Annotated in this window: 10 protein-coding genes and 1 rRNA gene; 4 read left to right on the plus strand and 7 right to left on the minus strand. The window is 66.4% G+C overall.

From position 1 onward, the window contains the following. Nucleotides 1-247: 247 nt before the first annotated feature. From PQU95_RS18060 to PQU95_RS18070, 3 genes are all read right to left on the minus strand, one after another. The gene (locus PQU95_RS18060) at nucleotides 248-1,237 is read right to left on the minus strand and encodes a response regulator (protein WP_272753295.1); all 990 of its coding nucleotides are present in this window, start codon (nucleotides 1,235-1,237) and stop codon (nucleotides 248-250) included. 5 nt (nucleotides 1,238-1,242) lie between these two features. Continuing rightward, nucleotides 1,243-4,890: a PAS domain S-box protein gene (locus PQU95_RS18065; protein ID WP_272753296.1), complete on the minus strand. Its 3,648-nt coding sequence runs from the start codon at nucleotides 4,888-4,890 to the stop codon at nucleotides 1,243-1,245. A 112-nt stretch (nucleotides 4,891-5,002) separates the two neighbouring features. Beyond that, nucleotides 5,003-5,911, minus strand: a complete 909-nt coding sequence (locus PQU95_RS18070) for a DMT family transporter (protein WP_272753297.1) — start codon at nucleotides 5,909-5,911, stop codon at nucleotides 5,003-5,005. Nucleotides 5,912-6,038: 127 nt separating this feature from the next. Here PQU95_RS18070 and PQU95_RS18075 point away from each other — a divergent pair, with 127 nt between their 5' ends. Next, nucleotides 6,039-6,509 (plus strand): Lrp/AsnC family transcriptional regulator, encoded by a 471-nt coding sequence (locus PQU95_RS18075; RefSeq protein WP_272753298.1) that lies wholly within the window; start codon nucleotides 6,039-6,041, stop codon nucleotides 6,507-6,509. Nucleotides 6,510-6,574: 65 nt separating this feature from the next. On the opposite strand, the gene PQU95_RS18080 is transcribed toward PQU95_RS18075, so the two are convergent. The 3 genes from PQU95_RS18080 to PQU95_RS18090 form a co-directional block, all read right to left on the minus strand. Beyond that, a complete protein-coding gene (locus tag PQU95_RS18080; protein ID WP_017510379.1) occupies nucleotides 6,575-7,171 on the minus strand; it encodes a CBS domain-containing protein in 597 nt (198 codons plus the stop codon). 276 nt (nucleotides 7,172-7,447) lie between these two features. Further along, nucleotides 7,448-8,836, minus strand: coding sequence for an aminopeptidase P family protein (locus PQU95_RS18085; protein WP_272753299.1), 1,389 nt, complete (start codon nucleotides 8,834-8,836; stop codon nucleotides 7,448-7,450). 118 nt (nucleotides 8,837-8,954) lie between these two features. Next, nucleotides 8,955-10,166, minus strand: a complete 1,212-nt coding sequence (locus PQU95_RS18090) for a benzoate/H(+) symporter BenE family transporter (RefSeq protein WP_272753300.1) — start codon at nucleotides 10,164-10,166, stop codon at nucleotides 8,955-8,957. Nucleotides 10,167-10,387: 221 nt separating this feature from the next. On the opposite strand from PQU95_RS18090, the gene PQU95_RS18095 reads away from it, so the two are divergent. The 3 genes from PQU95_RS18095 (at nucleotide 10,388) to PQU95_RS18105 (ending at nucleotide 14,117) form a co-directional block, all read left to right on the plus strand. Next, nucleotides 10,388-11,833 carry an aminotransferase-like domain-containing protein gene (locus tag PQU95_RS18095; protein ID WP_272753301.1) on the plus strand — a complete coding sequence of 482 codons (1,446 nt, stop codon included), beginning with the start codon at nucleotides 10,388-10,390 and terminating at the stop codon, nucleotides 11,831-11,833. Nucleotides 11,834-11,870: 37 nt separating this feature from the next. Then, nucleotides 11,871-12,788 carry a LysR family transcriptional regulator gene (locus PQU95_RS18100; RefSeq protein WP_272753302.1) on the plus strand — a complete coding sequence of 306 codons (918 nt, stop codon included), beginning with the start codon at nucleotides 11,871-11,873 and terminating at the stop codon, nucleotides 12,786-12,788. Between the two features lie 87 nt (nucleotides 12,789-12,875). Beyond that, nucleotides 12,876-14,117 (plus strand): FAD-dependent monooxygenase, encoded by a 1,242-nt coding sequence (locus tag PQU95_RS18105; protein WP_272753303.1) that lies wholly within the window; start codon nucleotides 12,876-12,878, stop codon nucleotides 14,115-14,117. Nucleotides 14,118-14,331: 214 nt separating this feature from the next. Here PQU95_RS18105 and rrf read toward each other — a convergent pair. Then, nucleotides 14,332-14,443: ribosomal RNA gene (gene rrf / locus PQU95_RS18110) — 5S ribosomal RNA — on the minus strand.

Here is a 14,443-nt window from a genome sequence, read left to right on the forward strand (position 1 = left end):
GCGAGTTCGGCGGCGCCTGGGGCGTGTCATTTTGACCGGGGTTTCGAGCAGCCCCGGGTTGCGGGGGAATGAAAAGGGGGCGGCAATCCGCCCCCTTTCCCGCCTGCCGGGCGGAACCGGCATCTAATCATCGTCCGCATCGCGGACACACTAGCGTACTTCAGCGCAACAGCCCCCTAACCAAAAAAAACGCCAGTCAGCGTTAACTGAGTGGCACTACCAGGCCAGCGTGCCGCTTTTTGCGGGCCTACTCGGCCCAGCGCGCCTGGATCTGCCGCAGCGTGGGCTCCAGCGCCAGGAAGTGCGCCACCAGCACCGGGTCGAAGTGCTTGCCGGCTTCGGCAGCGATATGCGCCAGCGCGTCGTCGATGCGCCACGCTGCCTTGTACGGCCGCACACTGGTCAGCGCGTCGAATACGTCGGCAACAGCGACGATGCGTGCGGCCAACGGTATGGCCTCGCCGGCCAGGCCCTGTGGGTAGCCGCTACCATCCCAGCGCTCGTGGTGGCACTGAGCAATGCAGGCAGCCATCTGCAGCAGGCTGGAGCGGTCGTCGCCCATGATGCGGGCGCCGATTTCGGCGTGGGTCTGCATGATGCGCCACTCGTCGGCGTCCAGTTTGCCGGGCTTTTGCAAAATGGCGTCGGGGATGCCGATCTTGCCGATGTCGTGCATCGGCGCCGCGTCCAGCAGCTCGTCGGCCCAGGCCTCGGGCTGGCCGGCGGCCAGCGCCAGCTCGCGCGCGTAATGGCTCATGCGGATCACGTGCAGGCCGGTTTCGTTGTCTTTGAATTCGGCGGCGCGGCCCAGGCGGCGGATGATCTGCAGCCGCGTCTCGCGCAATTCCTCCACCCGCACCAGCGACAGGTGCGTCCGCACCCGCGCCAGCACGATGGGCGGGCTCACCGGCTTGGTGATGTAGTCCACCCCGCCGGCGGCAAAGCCTTCGCTCTCGGCGTGGCTGTCGGACAGCGCGGTGACAAAAATCACCGGCATGCGCGCCGTGGCCGGGTCGGCCTTCAGCCGGCGGCACACTTCCAGCCCGGTCATGCCCGGCATCATCACGTCCAGCAGGATCAGCGCCGGCTGCTCGCGTAGCGCCAGCTGCAGCGCCTTGTCGCCATCGCGGGCAAACTGCAGCCGGTAGTGGTCTTGCAGGATGTGGCGCAGTACCTGCAGGTTGGTGGGTTCGTCGTCGACCAGCAGCAATAGCGGGCGGGTATCGTTGGGGGCCATGGCGTCTACCTAGTCTGCGCTGCCGCCTGGCGCAGCTGCGCCAGCGCCTGCAGCGCCACATCAAAATCGAATTCGTCCAGCGCCTGCTGCAAGGCGGGCAACAAGGGGTGCGGCCACGCAGCTTGCAGCGCGGCCAGGCTGGCGTCGTCAAGCTCGCCATGCTCGCAAGCCTGCTGCAGTGTGTCCAGCAGGGCTGCGGCTTCCGGGCCGGGCGCGCGCGGGGTGTCGGCTACCGGCACAAGGTCGGCAGCCGCTTCGGCGGGTAATGCCGCCGCTACGGCCTGCAGGGCTGCGGCCAGTTCGTCCGTCATCCGGGCAATGTCACCGTCGCCGTGTTCCAGCGCTGCTGCCGCGGCGGCTACCCGGCGCAGGCCCAGGTTGGCCGCAGCACCGCGCAGGCGGTGCGCCAGCGCGGCACGGGCGTCGGCCGGCTGTGCGGCCAACTGCGCCACCACGTCGTGGTAGTCGGCCAGCAGCCGGCGCCAGCGCGACTGTACCTTGTCCTGGCTGCCCCACAGCGCAACGGCGGCGGCCAGGTCGATGTCCTGCGCGCCAGGGGCGTGGCCAGCCACGGCCGCCTGGGCAAGGCCCAGCACGCGCGCCATTTCGGCCAGCAGCGCCGCCGGGTCTACCGGCTTGGTGGCGAAGCCGTTCATGCCGGCGGCCTCGGCGTCGGCACGGTCCTGGCTGAGCACGCTGGCGGTAAGCGCAATCACCGGTACTGCCGCCTGCTGGCTCGCCGCCTCCCACTGCCGGATGCGGCGCGTGGCTTCCAGGCCGTCCACGCCGGCCATCTGTACGTCCATCAGCACCAGGTCGAAGGGCTGGCTACAGTAGGCGGCCACGGCGTCGGTGCCGCCCGCGGCGGTCACCACGCTGTGGCCGTGCCGTGCCAGTACCAGCTGCAATAGCTCCAGGTTCTGTTCGACATCGTCCACCGCCAGAATGTGCAGCGGTGGCAGGCTGACGGTTTCGTCCGCGCCTGCGGCCAACACCGGCAGCGCGGCCTGTGCCGCCGGCAACGGCAGCGTCACAGTAAAGCTGCTGCCCTCGCCCAGCCGGCTTTGTACCGTGATTTCCCCTTGCATCAGATCCACCAGCTGCCGGGCAATGGCGGTACCCAGGCCAGTGCCGCCAAAGCGGCGCGCCATGCTGGCGTCGGCCTGGGTGAACGGCGCGAAGATGCTGTCCAGCCGGTCGGCGGCAATGCCGATGCCGGTGTCGCGTACAGACAGCTGCAGTTGGCCGCCGTGCTGGCGTACCGACAGCGTGACACTGCCGCGCTCGGTGAACTTGACGGCGTTGCCCAATAGGTTGGTCAGCACCTGCCGCACGCGCAGTGCGTCACCGTGGACGGCGTGCGGGCAGTCGGCGGCGTAGTCCAGCTGCAGCTGCAGGCCCTTGCTGCCAGCCTGCAGGGCAAAAGTGCCCACCAGTTGCTCGCATAGCGTGTACAGCGAAAAGTCGTGCTGCTCCAGCTCCAGCGCGCCGCGCTCCAGCTTGGCGGTATCAAGAATATCGTTGAGCAGGCGCAGCAGCGAGCGCGCGGCGTCGTGCACGGTACGCAGGTGGCGCGCCTGCTGCGCGTCCAGCGTCGTGCCTTGCAGCAGCTCGGTAAAGCCGATGATGGCGTTCATCGGGGTGCGGATTTCGTGGCTCATATTGGCCAGGAACATGCCTTTGGCCTGCGCGGCGTGCTCGGCACGGTCACGCGCTTCCACCAGCTCGCGCTCCATACGCTTGCGCGGGGAGAGGTCGCTGGCCAGCTTGACGATCTTCCACGGCTTGCCGTCGGCGTCCAGAATGGGGTTGTAGGTAGCCTGGATCCATACTTCGCTGCCGTCGGCGCGCAGGCGGCAGAACTCGCCGCTGTGGAACTCGCCGCGCTGCAAGGTAGCCCAGAAGTCGCGGTAAGCCTGGCTGGCCGCCTCGTCCGGCCGGCACAGCAGGCGGTGATGCTGGCCGCGCAAATCATCCAGCTGGTAGCCCACCAGCTGCAGAAAATTGTCGTTGGCGTCGAGAATGCGGCCTTGCAGGTCGAACTCCACCACCGACATGGCGTGGCGAATGGCGGCCACCACGCCTTCGTGCTCGGCGGTGCGCGCCTTGCTATCGGTAATGTCGACAATCACGCCGTCTATCCACTGCGCGGCGTCGTCCATGTCGTACACGCCGCCGGCGCTTTCCGATACCCAGCGCTCGCCGCCATCGCGGTGGAAAATGCGGTATTCCACAACATAGGAACGGCGCTCGCGCAGCGCGCTGTCTACCGTGTCGCGCACGCGGGCCAGGTCGTCCGGGTGCATGATGCTGACCATGCTGAGGCTGCCATTAAGGAACAGCTCGCGCTCCCAGCCGCTGAGCGCGGTGATGGCGTGGCTGATGAACAGCTTGCTCCACTCCACGTCCACCCGGCTGCGGAACGCCACGCCAGGCATATTGGCAATCAGCGTGCGGTACTGGGTTTCGCGCGCCTGCAGCTCGCGCGCCAGCCGGGTACGCTCGCTGATATCGGTAACAAAACCGATGAAGCGTACCTGCTTGCCGGATTGGGCGCGGCCCACCGCCAGCCGGATGGGAAATACACTGCCGTCGCGGCGCTGCGCCATCACTTCGCGGCCCACCCCGATCACGCGCGCGTCGCCGGTGGCCAGGTAGTGCGCCAGGTAGCCGTCGTGGCCGGAACGGTAGGGGTCGGGCATCAGCTGGTTGATGTTGTGGCCGATCAGCTCGCTGGCGGCCCAGCCGAACATCTGCTCGGCAGCCTGGTTCAGCCCCAGGATATGGCCACGGCTATCGATGGTGATGATGCCGTCTACCGCGGTATCTACCACCGCACGCAGCTCGGCCTCGTTTTGCTGCATCTGCGCAAACAGCTGGCGGTAACGCAGCATGGCGTTGCCGGCCAGCACGAACACGCCGGCGGTAAGCGTAAACAGCGCGATGGCCAGCGCCAGATAGGTATTGTCACCCTGCAGCGGCGTGCCCGGCGGGTCGGGGTAGCCAATGAAACGCGCCGCCGCCATGCCGGTGTAGTGCATGCCGGCAATGGCCAGCCCCATCACCAGCCCGCCCAGCACGATGGATTGCATGGCGCTGAAGGTACCGCGCCGGCGCAGGCCGAAGCGTATCCACAGCGCCAGCATGGCCAGCACCACCGCCACCACGATGGATGCGGCAAACCACAGCGGGTCGTAGCGCAGCTGCGGTGCCATCACCATGGCGGCCATGCCGCTGTAGTGCATGGTGCCGATACCACTGCCCACCAGCACGCCGCCCAGCAGCAGCTGCACACTGGTGATCTGGCGCTGCCACAGCAGGTTCAGCGTCACCCAGGAGGCAAAAATGGCCGGCAGCATGGATAGCAGGGTCAGCCGGTAGTCGTAACTCACCGTAGTACACAGGTTGAAGGCCAGCATGCCGATGAAGTGCATCGACCAGATGCCCACCCCCAGCGAGAACGAGCCGGTCAGGAAGGCGGTCTGCCGCAGCATGGCACCGTTGGCCAGCCGCGCCATGCCGGCCACCTGCAGCGCCATGATGGACGACAGCACGGCCACCAGCACCGACAGCGCCAGCAAGTCGAAACGGTAGCTGCCCTGCAGCAATAGGGCGGTGGGCACACCATCGCGGATGAAGAAGAGATCGAGCATCGGAGCGCGGGGCGGCAGGGTTGGCCGCATCAGTGACAGTTGCCGGCATTATAGAGGCCTGCACCGGCCCCCGCCTGCCGACAAGCCCCTGCCGCGCACAGGGTCTTACGGTTTAACGGCGCGAGATCAGCAGGATGCCGGCACCGATCAGCAGCATGCCGCCCAGCTCGCGCGTGGCGGGCCACTCGCCCAGGCTGCTGGCGGCCATGGCCACTGCCAGCACCGGAATCACCAAGGCATTAAAACTGAGGGTGGACGCCGGCAGGCGGCGCAGCAGCCACAGCCAGGCCAGCCAGCCCACGGCACTGGAAAACACCCCCGAATACACCATCCCCAGCACAAACTGTACCGACCACTGGATACCGGCAAAGTCGGCAAACGGCAGCAACAGCGGCAACGGCGCCAGGCCGATCAGCGCCTGCCAGCCAGAGAAATTCAGGCTGTCCAGCGGGCCGTTCTGCGCCGCCCGCTTGGTCAGCACCGAGCCCAGCGCCCACAGCAAGCCGGCCAGCACCGCCAGCAGCATCGGCAGCACACCGCCGTGCAGCTGCCACGGCGCCACAATCAGCATCAGGCCGGCAAAACCGGCCGCCAGCGCACGGCGGGCGTTGGCGGAAAACGGCTCGCCCAGCAGCCAGTGCGACAGCAGCGCCACCCAGAACGGCATGGTGAACACCAGCACCGAGGTGCGCCCGGCAGCGCCGGCCACCAGCGCCAGCGTTACCGTCAGGCCGTAGGCAAAGGTGGTGGTCAGCCCCACCTTGGCGGCGTCGCCCAAGCGCTGCGGCTTCAGCGCCCGCCCGCGCGCCAGCAGCACGCCAAACAGCGTCAGGCTGCCGATGGTGGTGCGCAGGATCAGGTGCGTCAGCGGCGTGGTGGCCTGCAGCGTCACCTTCATCACCACATAGTTGTAGGCCCACATCGTCACCAGCCCGGCAAACAGCGCGTAGGGCAGCCAGCGGCTGGCGGACAGGTCGGCAAGGTTGGCCGCAAGGCGGCGGCTGAGGCTGGCGCTGGTCATGGCAGGCATTCCGGTGCAAGGACAATAGCGCCAGTGTAGGCAAGCCCTCTATCCAGCCTGCTGCGTTATCATGCATGGCAGCGCAGCCACGCTGCGACTTTTGCCGATTAAATGCAGGAAAACTGACATGCTGGATAACTACGACCGCAAGCTGCTGGCACTGCTGCAAGAAGACGCACGCCAGACCCACGACGCGCTGGCCGAGGCGGTGAACCTGTCGCCCACCGCCGTGACCCGCCGCCTGAAGCGGCTGCGCGCCGACGGCCACATCCGCCGCGAGGTGGCGCTGGTGGACCCGGCGCTGTTCGGCCGCAGCCTGCGCCTGGTGGTAAACGTAATGCTGCAGCGGGCGCAAACGCCGCTGGTGGACGCCTTCAAGGCCAGCATGCAGGCCGCGCCCGAGGTAATGGAGTGCTACAACGTGACCGGCCGGCCGGATTTCGTGCTGATGGTGCTGGTGCGCGACATGGCCGACTACGAACGCTTTGCCCGCGCCCACCTGATGAACAACCCGCACGTACGCGAGTTCGAATCGCTGGTAGTGATCAATACCTGCAAATACACCACCGCCGTGCCGCAGGATGCCGATACGGACTAAGGTTGGCCGCAGGCAAAACAAAACCCGGCGCGGGGCCGGGTTGCTATGGCGAGGCAGATTGCTGCTTACTCTTCGTGCATCAGCGCGTGTTCGATCTCGGAAAACGCTTTGGGCACGCGTACAAAGTTCAGCGAGGTACCCAGGCGGCGGGCGATGGTGGAGGTGGAGAACAGCCCGCACACTTCGTAGTGGCCGCTGGACTCGTTACGCTCGACCACCAGCGAATGCTGGCGACCCAGATCTTTCATGGTGGCTACCACGTGGCCCACGGTAGAGCGGCTGATATCGGCCAGGTTCAGTGCTTCCAGCTGCTTGCGCGGCGTCATCACGTCGCCCACCACAATCTCTTTATGGCGCTTGCCGTGTTCGTGGATCTGCTTGAGCGGGCGTTCGCCCAGCACATCGGTAGCAGTCAACAGGCCGGCAAAGCTGCCGTCGGCGTCGGTAACAAACAGCAGGCGGATACCGTGGCTCACCATGCGGGCGTGGGCGTCATCCAGTAGCGCGTCTTCGTTGATGCTGATCGGGTCGATCACGCGCAGGTCGGTCATCACTTCGGTAGCGGGGCTTTTCAGCGTGACCTGGCGCTGCGGGCGCTGCTCTACATGGATCAGGTCGGTCTGGGCAGGCAGGCTCAGCGTTTGCAGGGCGTGGTATTCCATATTGGTTCTCCTCTTCGCGGGTGCCGCCATCGGGCTGGATGGCCACACCCCGGGATTGTCTTGCCGCCAGGGGTGGCGGGGGGCCGGGCAAGCTTTTGCACTCCCCTTTGCTTGCCGGTACTTCCATCTAAGCACACGGCGGGCAAATGCACAGCTTTTTTATGCAAGTATTGGTAACAGTTTGTTCGGTATCAACCGGTGCACACCACAGCATAAAACAAAAAAACCGCCCCGGAGGGCGGTATCAGTGATGGAGTATTGCACGATGAAACACGGTTAACCGGCCATGACGGCCTCGACTTCGTCGGCGGTCTTGGCAATAGGCTCACCCAGCACGCGGCTGCCGTCGGCAGTGACCAGCACGTCGTCCTCGATGCGGATGCCGCCAAAGTCGCGGTATTCGTTGAAACGGGCGTAGTTGATGTACTGCGCGTGGCGGCCTTCGGCCTGCCAGGCGTCGATCAGCGCCGGAATAAAGTAAATGCCCGGCTCCACGGTAATCACCATGCCGGCCAAGAGCGGTTTGCCCAGGCGCAAATAGCCCAGGCCGAACAGCGGGCTGCGCTCGGTGCCGTCGCCGTAGCCCACCAGGTCTTCGCCCAGGCCTTCCATATCGTGCACGTCCATGCCGATCTGGTGGCCCAGGCCGTGCGGGAAGGCCATGGCGTAGGCGCCGCTTTCCACAATGGCGTCGGCGTCACCGTGGAAGAAGCCCAGCGCGCTCATGCGCTCCACCATCACGCGGGCGGACAGCTTGTGGATGTCCAGGTAGCGCACGCCGGGGCGGATAGCATCGATGGCGGCCAGCTGCATGGCCAGCACGGTGTCGTACAGTTCGCGCTGGCGCGGGCTGAATTTGCCGCCCACCGGAATGGTGCGGGTGATGTCGCTGGCGTAGCCGCCGCCGCTGGCGGCGCCGGTGTCGTTCACCACCAGGTCGCCGGTTTGCAGCACCTGGTCGTGGTGATGGTTGTGCAGCACTTCGCCGCGGCGCGAGAAGATGCTGGGGTAGGCCAGCTGCCAGTCGTGACGGCGCACGATGCCTTCCATTTCGCCGACGATGGCGTGTTCCACCACGCCAGGGCGGGCGGCGCGCATGGCGGCCAGGTGGGCGTCGCGGGTCACCGCCAGCGCGGCTTCCATCTCGGCGATTTCCTCGTCACCCTTGATTTCGCGCAGGCTCACCACGGCACGGGTCAGCGCTTCGCTGTAGCCTTGCTGCGCCGCTTGCGGGGTCGCATCCAGCAGGCCGGCCAGCGCCAGCACGGTTTCGCCACGGTAGGGCTGCAGGTAGTGCACGGCTCGGCCGGCCGCGCGGGCAGCGGCCAGCACGCCGGCCAGCGCGGCGTAGGGCTGGCTGCGGCCAACCCGGGCACGGGCGGCGCGTTCGGCCAGCGTGGGCAGCTCGCCGGTCCACACGATGTCGGCCACGTCCGGGTCGTTGCCGAACAGGGTAGTGTCGCCGCTGGCGGTGTCCATCACACCGGCCAGGCCCGGCTCGTTCAGGCCGAAGAAGTAGCGGAACGAGCTGTCCTGCACGAAGGGGAAAATGTTGTCGCGGTAGTTCATCGGCGAATCAACATTACCCAAAAACAGGATCAGGCTATCGGGCAGCAGGGTAGCAAGCTTGTCGCGGCGCTGCTGGTAGATGGCGGGCTGGAACATGGTGGCTTCCGGTGGTGAGCGGTGAAGCCAGCATTTTTGTATACAATCGCCCATTTGTATAGAAAAACAGGCCACCATCCGCCGGATGTGGCCTGTGCAGTGGCAGCATTGCCACTTTTCAGCGTTTGGCCGTGCTTTCGCGGCAGGAAGTAGCGCCCTTGGCGGGCTTGGGTAGCTGCCAGCGCAGCAGCAGGCTCACCGCCACACCGGCCAGCAGCGCCCACAACGGCGCGCCGATACCGGCAAAGCTCACGCCGGAGGCCGCCACCACAAAGGTGAGCAGTGCCGCCTCGCGCTGGGTGTCGCTGGCCAGCGCGGCCGATAGCGAGCTGGCCAGCGTGCCGAACAGCGCCAGCGCCGCCGCCGCCATCACCAGCGCTTTGGGCATTACCAGCAGCAGCGCCACCAGTGCGCCACCAAACAGCGCCACCAGAATGTAGCAGCAGGCAGCGACTACACCGGCTTTCCAGCGCTGGGCGCGGTCGGGGTGGGCTTCGAGGCCGGTACACATGGCGGCCGTGATCGCCGCCAGTACCACGCCGTGGCAGCCAAACGGTGCCAACAGCAGCGAGGCACCGCCCAGCGCACTCACCGGTACCCGTGCCGGAATCTCGTAGCCATCATTCTTCAGCACCGCCATACCAGGCAGAAACTGGCCGGTCAGCGCGATCAGCGTCAGCGGCAAGGCAATATTGCTGAGCCCTGCCAGCGTAAACACCGGCGTGGTCCACAGCGGGCCGCTGGCGGCATTGGCCAGGCTAGGCGCAGCGGCAAAGCCACCGGTGGCCAGCAGAAACACGCCACCCAGTGCCAATGCGCCCATCAGCGCGTAGCGCGGCCACAGCCGGCGGCCAACAAAGAACATCAGCGCCATCGGTAGCACCAGCGCCGCGTGCTCGCGCACCGCCGGTACCAGCTCGGCCACAAAACGGAACAGGATGCCGGCCAGCAAGGCGGCGGCCAATGCCGGCGGGAAGCGCTTCATCAGCGCATCAAATGCGCCGCTGATACCGATCAGCCAGACCAGCAGCCCGGCGATCACGTAACCGCCCACCGCCTCGGGGTAGCTTACCGTGGGCAGTGCGGCCAACAGCAGCGCCGCACCGGGGGTGGACCAGGCGGTAATGATGGGCATCTTCCAGCGCCACGACAGCCACAGGCCCACCACGCCGGAGCCGATGGACACCGCCCACAGCCAGCTGGCCAGCTCGGCGGCGCTCAGGCCAGCCTGCTGTGCGGCGTGCACGATGATGAGAAAAGGGCCGGTATAGCCAACGGCAATCGTTAGCACACCGGCGATCAGGGTAGACGGGGGTAAATGTTTAAGCATGCTGTTCTTTCATACAAAAGGCTTCCGGGTAGGCCGCCACGGGTCAACCAGCCCCCGCAGGCTGTGCTGCCGTCTGGGCAGCCGCTTGCTGTATGGCCCGCCGCGGGCGGCAGGCAGAACAGCACCGGTAGCGCTACTGTACGCGACCACGGCGTGGCCCGCCTGCCACAGCCGGCTACAACACACTGGCGCACGGCGCGTCTGTTCTATATAACAGAGCGATGACCGATACCGCCCACCCCGCCGTCTACCAGCGCATTGCGGCCAACTTGCTGCAACAGCTCGATAGCGGCCACTACGCGCCCGGCAGCCGTCTGCCGTCCGTCCGTGCACTGGCCGCCGAGCACGATGTGAATGTGCTCACTGCGCTGGCCGCCTACCGCCACCTGGAACAGCAACAACGCGTGGTGGCACGCCCGCGCGCCGGCTACTTTGCCGCCCTGCAGCCCCACCCGGCGCCGGGTAGCGGCCAGGCTTCGCCGCTACCGGCCGCGGCGGCGCTGGTCGACCTGAAAAGCCGCATGTCCACCCTGCTGCAGCTAGGCGACGAGCGCATCCGCTGGCAGCTGCACATGGCCGAAGCCTCGCCCACGCTATACCCGTCAGCCGAGCTGGCGCGGCGGCTGCAAAGCACGCTCACCCGCCAGCCCGGGCTGATTGGTGCCCACCTGCCCGGCGATATCCAGCGCCGCCTGTGCCATGGCCTGCAACGCATCGCCAGCGAACGCGGCCTGTCGCTGCCGGCAGACGGCATCCTGCCTTGCCACGGCATTACCGAGGGCATCAGCCTGGCGCTGCGCTACCTCACCCGCCCCGGCGACACCGTGGCGGTAGAAACCCCGGTGTACTTTGGCCTGCTGCAAACCCTGCAGGGCCTGGGGCTGAAGGCGCTGGAAATCCCCTGCACGCCAGACAGCGGGCTATCGCTGGAAGCGCTGGAGTTCGCGCTGCGCCACGGCCCGGCCGTAAAGTGCCTGGTGTGTGTACCGCACTTCCAGAACCCCACCGGCGCACTGATGCCGGACGAACACAAGAAGCGCCTGCTGCAGCTGGCCAGCCAGTACGGCCTGACGCTGATCGAGGACGACGTGTTCGGCGACCTGTACTACGGCAGCGAACGCCCCACCCCCATGAAGGCCTGGGACCGCCACGACCAGGTGATCTACTGCGCCTCGTTCACCAAGAGCTACGCGCCGTCACTGCGGCTGGGTTGGGTGGCCGCCGGCCGCCACCACGCCGCGCTGGCGCAGTTGCAGGCCAGCAGCACGCTGACGGTGTCGCCGCTGTTGCAGGCCGTGCTGGCCGACGTGCTGGATAGCGGCGACTACCAGCGCACCAGCGCGCGCATCCGCCAGCAGCTGGCCAGCCAGATGCACGCCACCGCCGATGCCGTGATGCGCCACTTCCCCAAGGGCACGCGCATCCGCAAGCCGCAAGGCGGCATGCTGCTGTGGGTAGAGTGCCCGCCACAGAGCGATACCACCGCGCTGCTGCAAGCGGCGCTGGCCGACGGCATCAGCTTTGCCCCCGGCATGGCATTCTCGGCCGAGCCACGCTTTGGCCACTGCCTGCGTATCAATTGCGGCCAACCTTTCACCCCGGCGCTGGAAGCAGCCATTACCACGCTGGGCCAGCGCCTTGCTACGCAATTATTGCAAGCGCGGTGATACACTGGCAGGCCCGATACCGCGCTTGTGCCCTGACATGAAAGCCACGCCCAGCCTGCCGCCAGACGCTCTTCTGGCTTTTGACGCCCTCGCCCGCTGCCTCAGCTTTACCGCAGCGGCCAACGATCTGGGCTGCGCCAAAAGCCGCGTCAGCCAGCTCATCAAAGAGCTGGAGCAAGAGCTGGGCACCGTGCTGGTGCTGCGTAATACCCGCCGCGTGGTACTGACCGAAAGCGGCCAGCGCCTGGCACGCCACGCCGAAAAACTGCGCGTGCTGCTGGCGGGCATACGTACCGATATCGATGAAAGCAAAGACAAGGTAGAAGGCCCGCTGCGTATCGGCTGTTCCGCCGGCCTGGCGCAGCAACTGCTGGGCCCCTTGCTGGCCGAGCTGGCGCACGAGTTTCCCGACCTGCAAGTGCGCCTGCAAGTAGAAAACCGCGTGGTGGACCCGGTAGTAGAAGGGCTGGATTTCTGCCTGCGTACCCGTAATGTGCACGACGACCGCCTGGTGGCGCGCCCGGTAGGCCTGGTGTGGGAAAAGCTGTACGCCTCACCCGAGTACCTGGCCGAGCACGGCAGCCCGCATGCGCTGGACGACCTGCAGCTGCATCGCCTGATCAGCAACGCCTACTACAGCGAGCAGGGCGAAGAATGGCGGCTGGAACGCGATGACCAGCAAACCACCATCAAGCTGCGCCCGGCACTCACGGTAGACCAGTACAGCGTGGTGGCCTCGGTACTCAAGCAGCACCATGGCATCGGCCTGCTGCCCAGCTATATGGGCCAGCCACTGGTGGAAAAAGGCATTCTGGCCGAAGTACTGCCAGACTGGCGCGCCGCCGGCTGGCCGGTGTTTCTGGTGTTTGCCTACCAGCAGCCGCTGCCGCGCAAATACCAGGCCTTCATGAGCTTCATCATCCCGCGCCTGCAGGACAAGCTCGGCAGCCCATGATTGATGCAGGCCAAGGTTGGCCGCAAGGTGCGCTGCTACAGTAGCCGCTTTCCTGCCGGCCGCGCCGGCGTGCTATCGGGGGGTTTTATGGTCGAACATGTAGATATCTTCATCGTGGGCGGCGGCATGGTGGGTACCGCCATCGCTGCCCGGCTAGGCCACAGCGGCCTGAACATCGCCGTGCTGGAACAGCAGGCACCGCCGGCCTTCGACCCCGCCAGCCCGCCCGACCTGCGCGTATCCGCCATCAGCCCCGCCTCGCGCGCGCTGCTGGAACGCATCGGCGCCTGGCAACACATCGAAGCCATGCGCAGCGCCCCCTACCAGCGCATGCAGGTATGGGAAACCGAGCGCAGCGCCGGCACGCTGTTCGACGCGGGCGAAGTGGATGCGGCCAACCTGGGCCACATCATCGAAAACCGCATCGTGCAGCTGGCCTGCACCCAGGCGCTGCAACAGCACGCCAACATCCAGCTGATCTGCCCGGACAGCATCCAGCGTCTGGACATCCAGGCCGGTGGCAGCCGCATCGAGCTGGCCAGCGGCCGCAGCTTTGTCGCACGCCTGGTCATCGGCGCCGACGGCGCCAAATCGCAAGTACGTGACGCCGCCAGCATCGGCCTCAACAGCCACGAGTACCCGATGCACGCCTTCGTCGCTACCGTTGGCATCCAGGGTGGCGAGCGTGATATCACTTGGCAGCGCTTCACCCCCAACGGCCCGCAATCGCTGCTACCGCTGCCGGGCGACTACGCCTCCCTGGTGTGGTACCACCAGCCACAGCAGGTACAACAGCTGCTGCAGCTGGACGATACCGCGCTGATCGCCGCATTTAGCCGCGAATTCCCCGACGCGCTGCCCACCCTCACCCATGTCGTCAGCCGCGGCAGCTTTGCGCTGATCCGCCGCCATGCGCAAGACTACGTGCGCGCCGGCGTGGTGCTGGCCGGCGACGCCGCCCACACCATCCACCCGCTGGCCGGCCAGGGCGTCAACCTCGGCTTCCAGGACGCCGAGGCGCTGTGCCAGGTACTGGAACAGGCCGTACAGCAAGGCGAAGACATCGCCAGCCTGGCCGTACTGCAGCGCTACCAGCGCCAGCGCATGCTGCCCAACCATGGCATGCAACGCCTGATGGACGCCTTCTGCTACGGTTTCAGCAACGATAGCGGCCCGCTGCGCTTCGTGCGCAACCTCGGCCTGAAGCTGGCCAACCACAGCGGCCCGGTAAAGAAAGAAGTCATCCGCTACGCACTGGGCCTCAGCACACCGGATCAGCTGCTACCCACACCGCTAGCGCTGCTCAAACCACGCCTGAAACGCGCCTGACCCGCAACGTTAAAAACAAAAAGCCCGCGCAAGCGGGCTTTGTTTTGATAGCGGCGTCACTGCGGCCAAGGTTGGCCACAAGGGGAAGTCACATCGGGATGGAGTGGCCGTCGGGGCCGTAGATGGTGGGTGATGTGCCGCATGGGCAGACGTCTGTTTTCGCCGCACCAAAGCACAAAGCCCAGCTCGTCTGAGCTGGGCTTCGGAATCGGGCGTCTGGCGGTGTCCTACTTTCACACAGGTATCTGCACTATCATCGGCGCTGAGGCGTTTCACGGTCCTGTTCGGAATGGGAAGGCGTGGGACCACCTCGCTATGGCCACCAG

The organism is Vogesella aquatica (assembly GCF_028548455.1).
Classification (GTDB): domain Bacteria; phylum Pseudomonadota; class Gammaproteobacteria; order Burkholderiales; family Chromobacteriaceae; genus Vogesella; species Vogesella aquatica.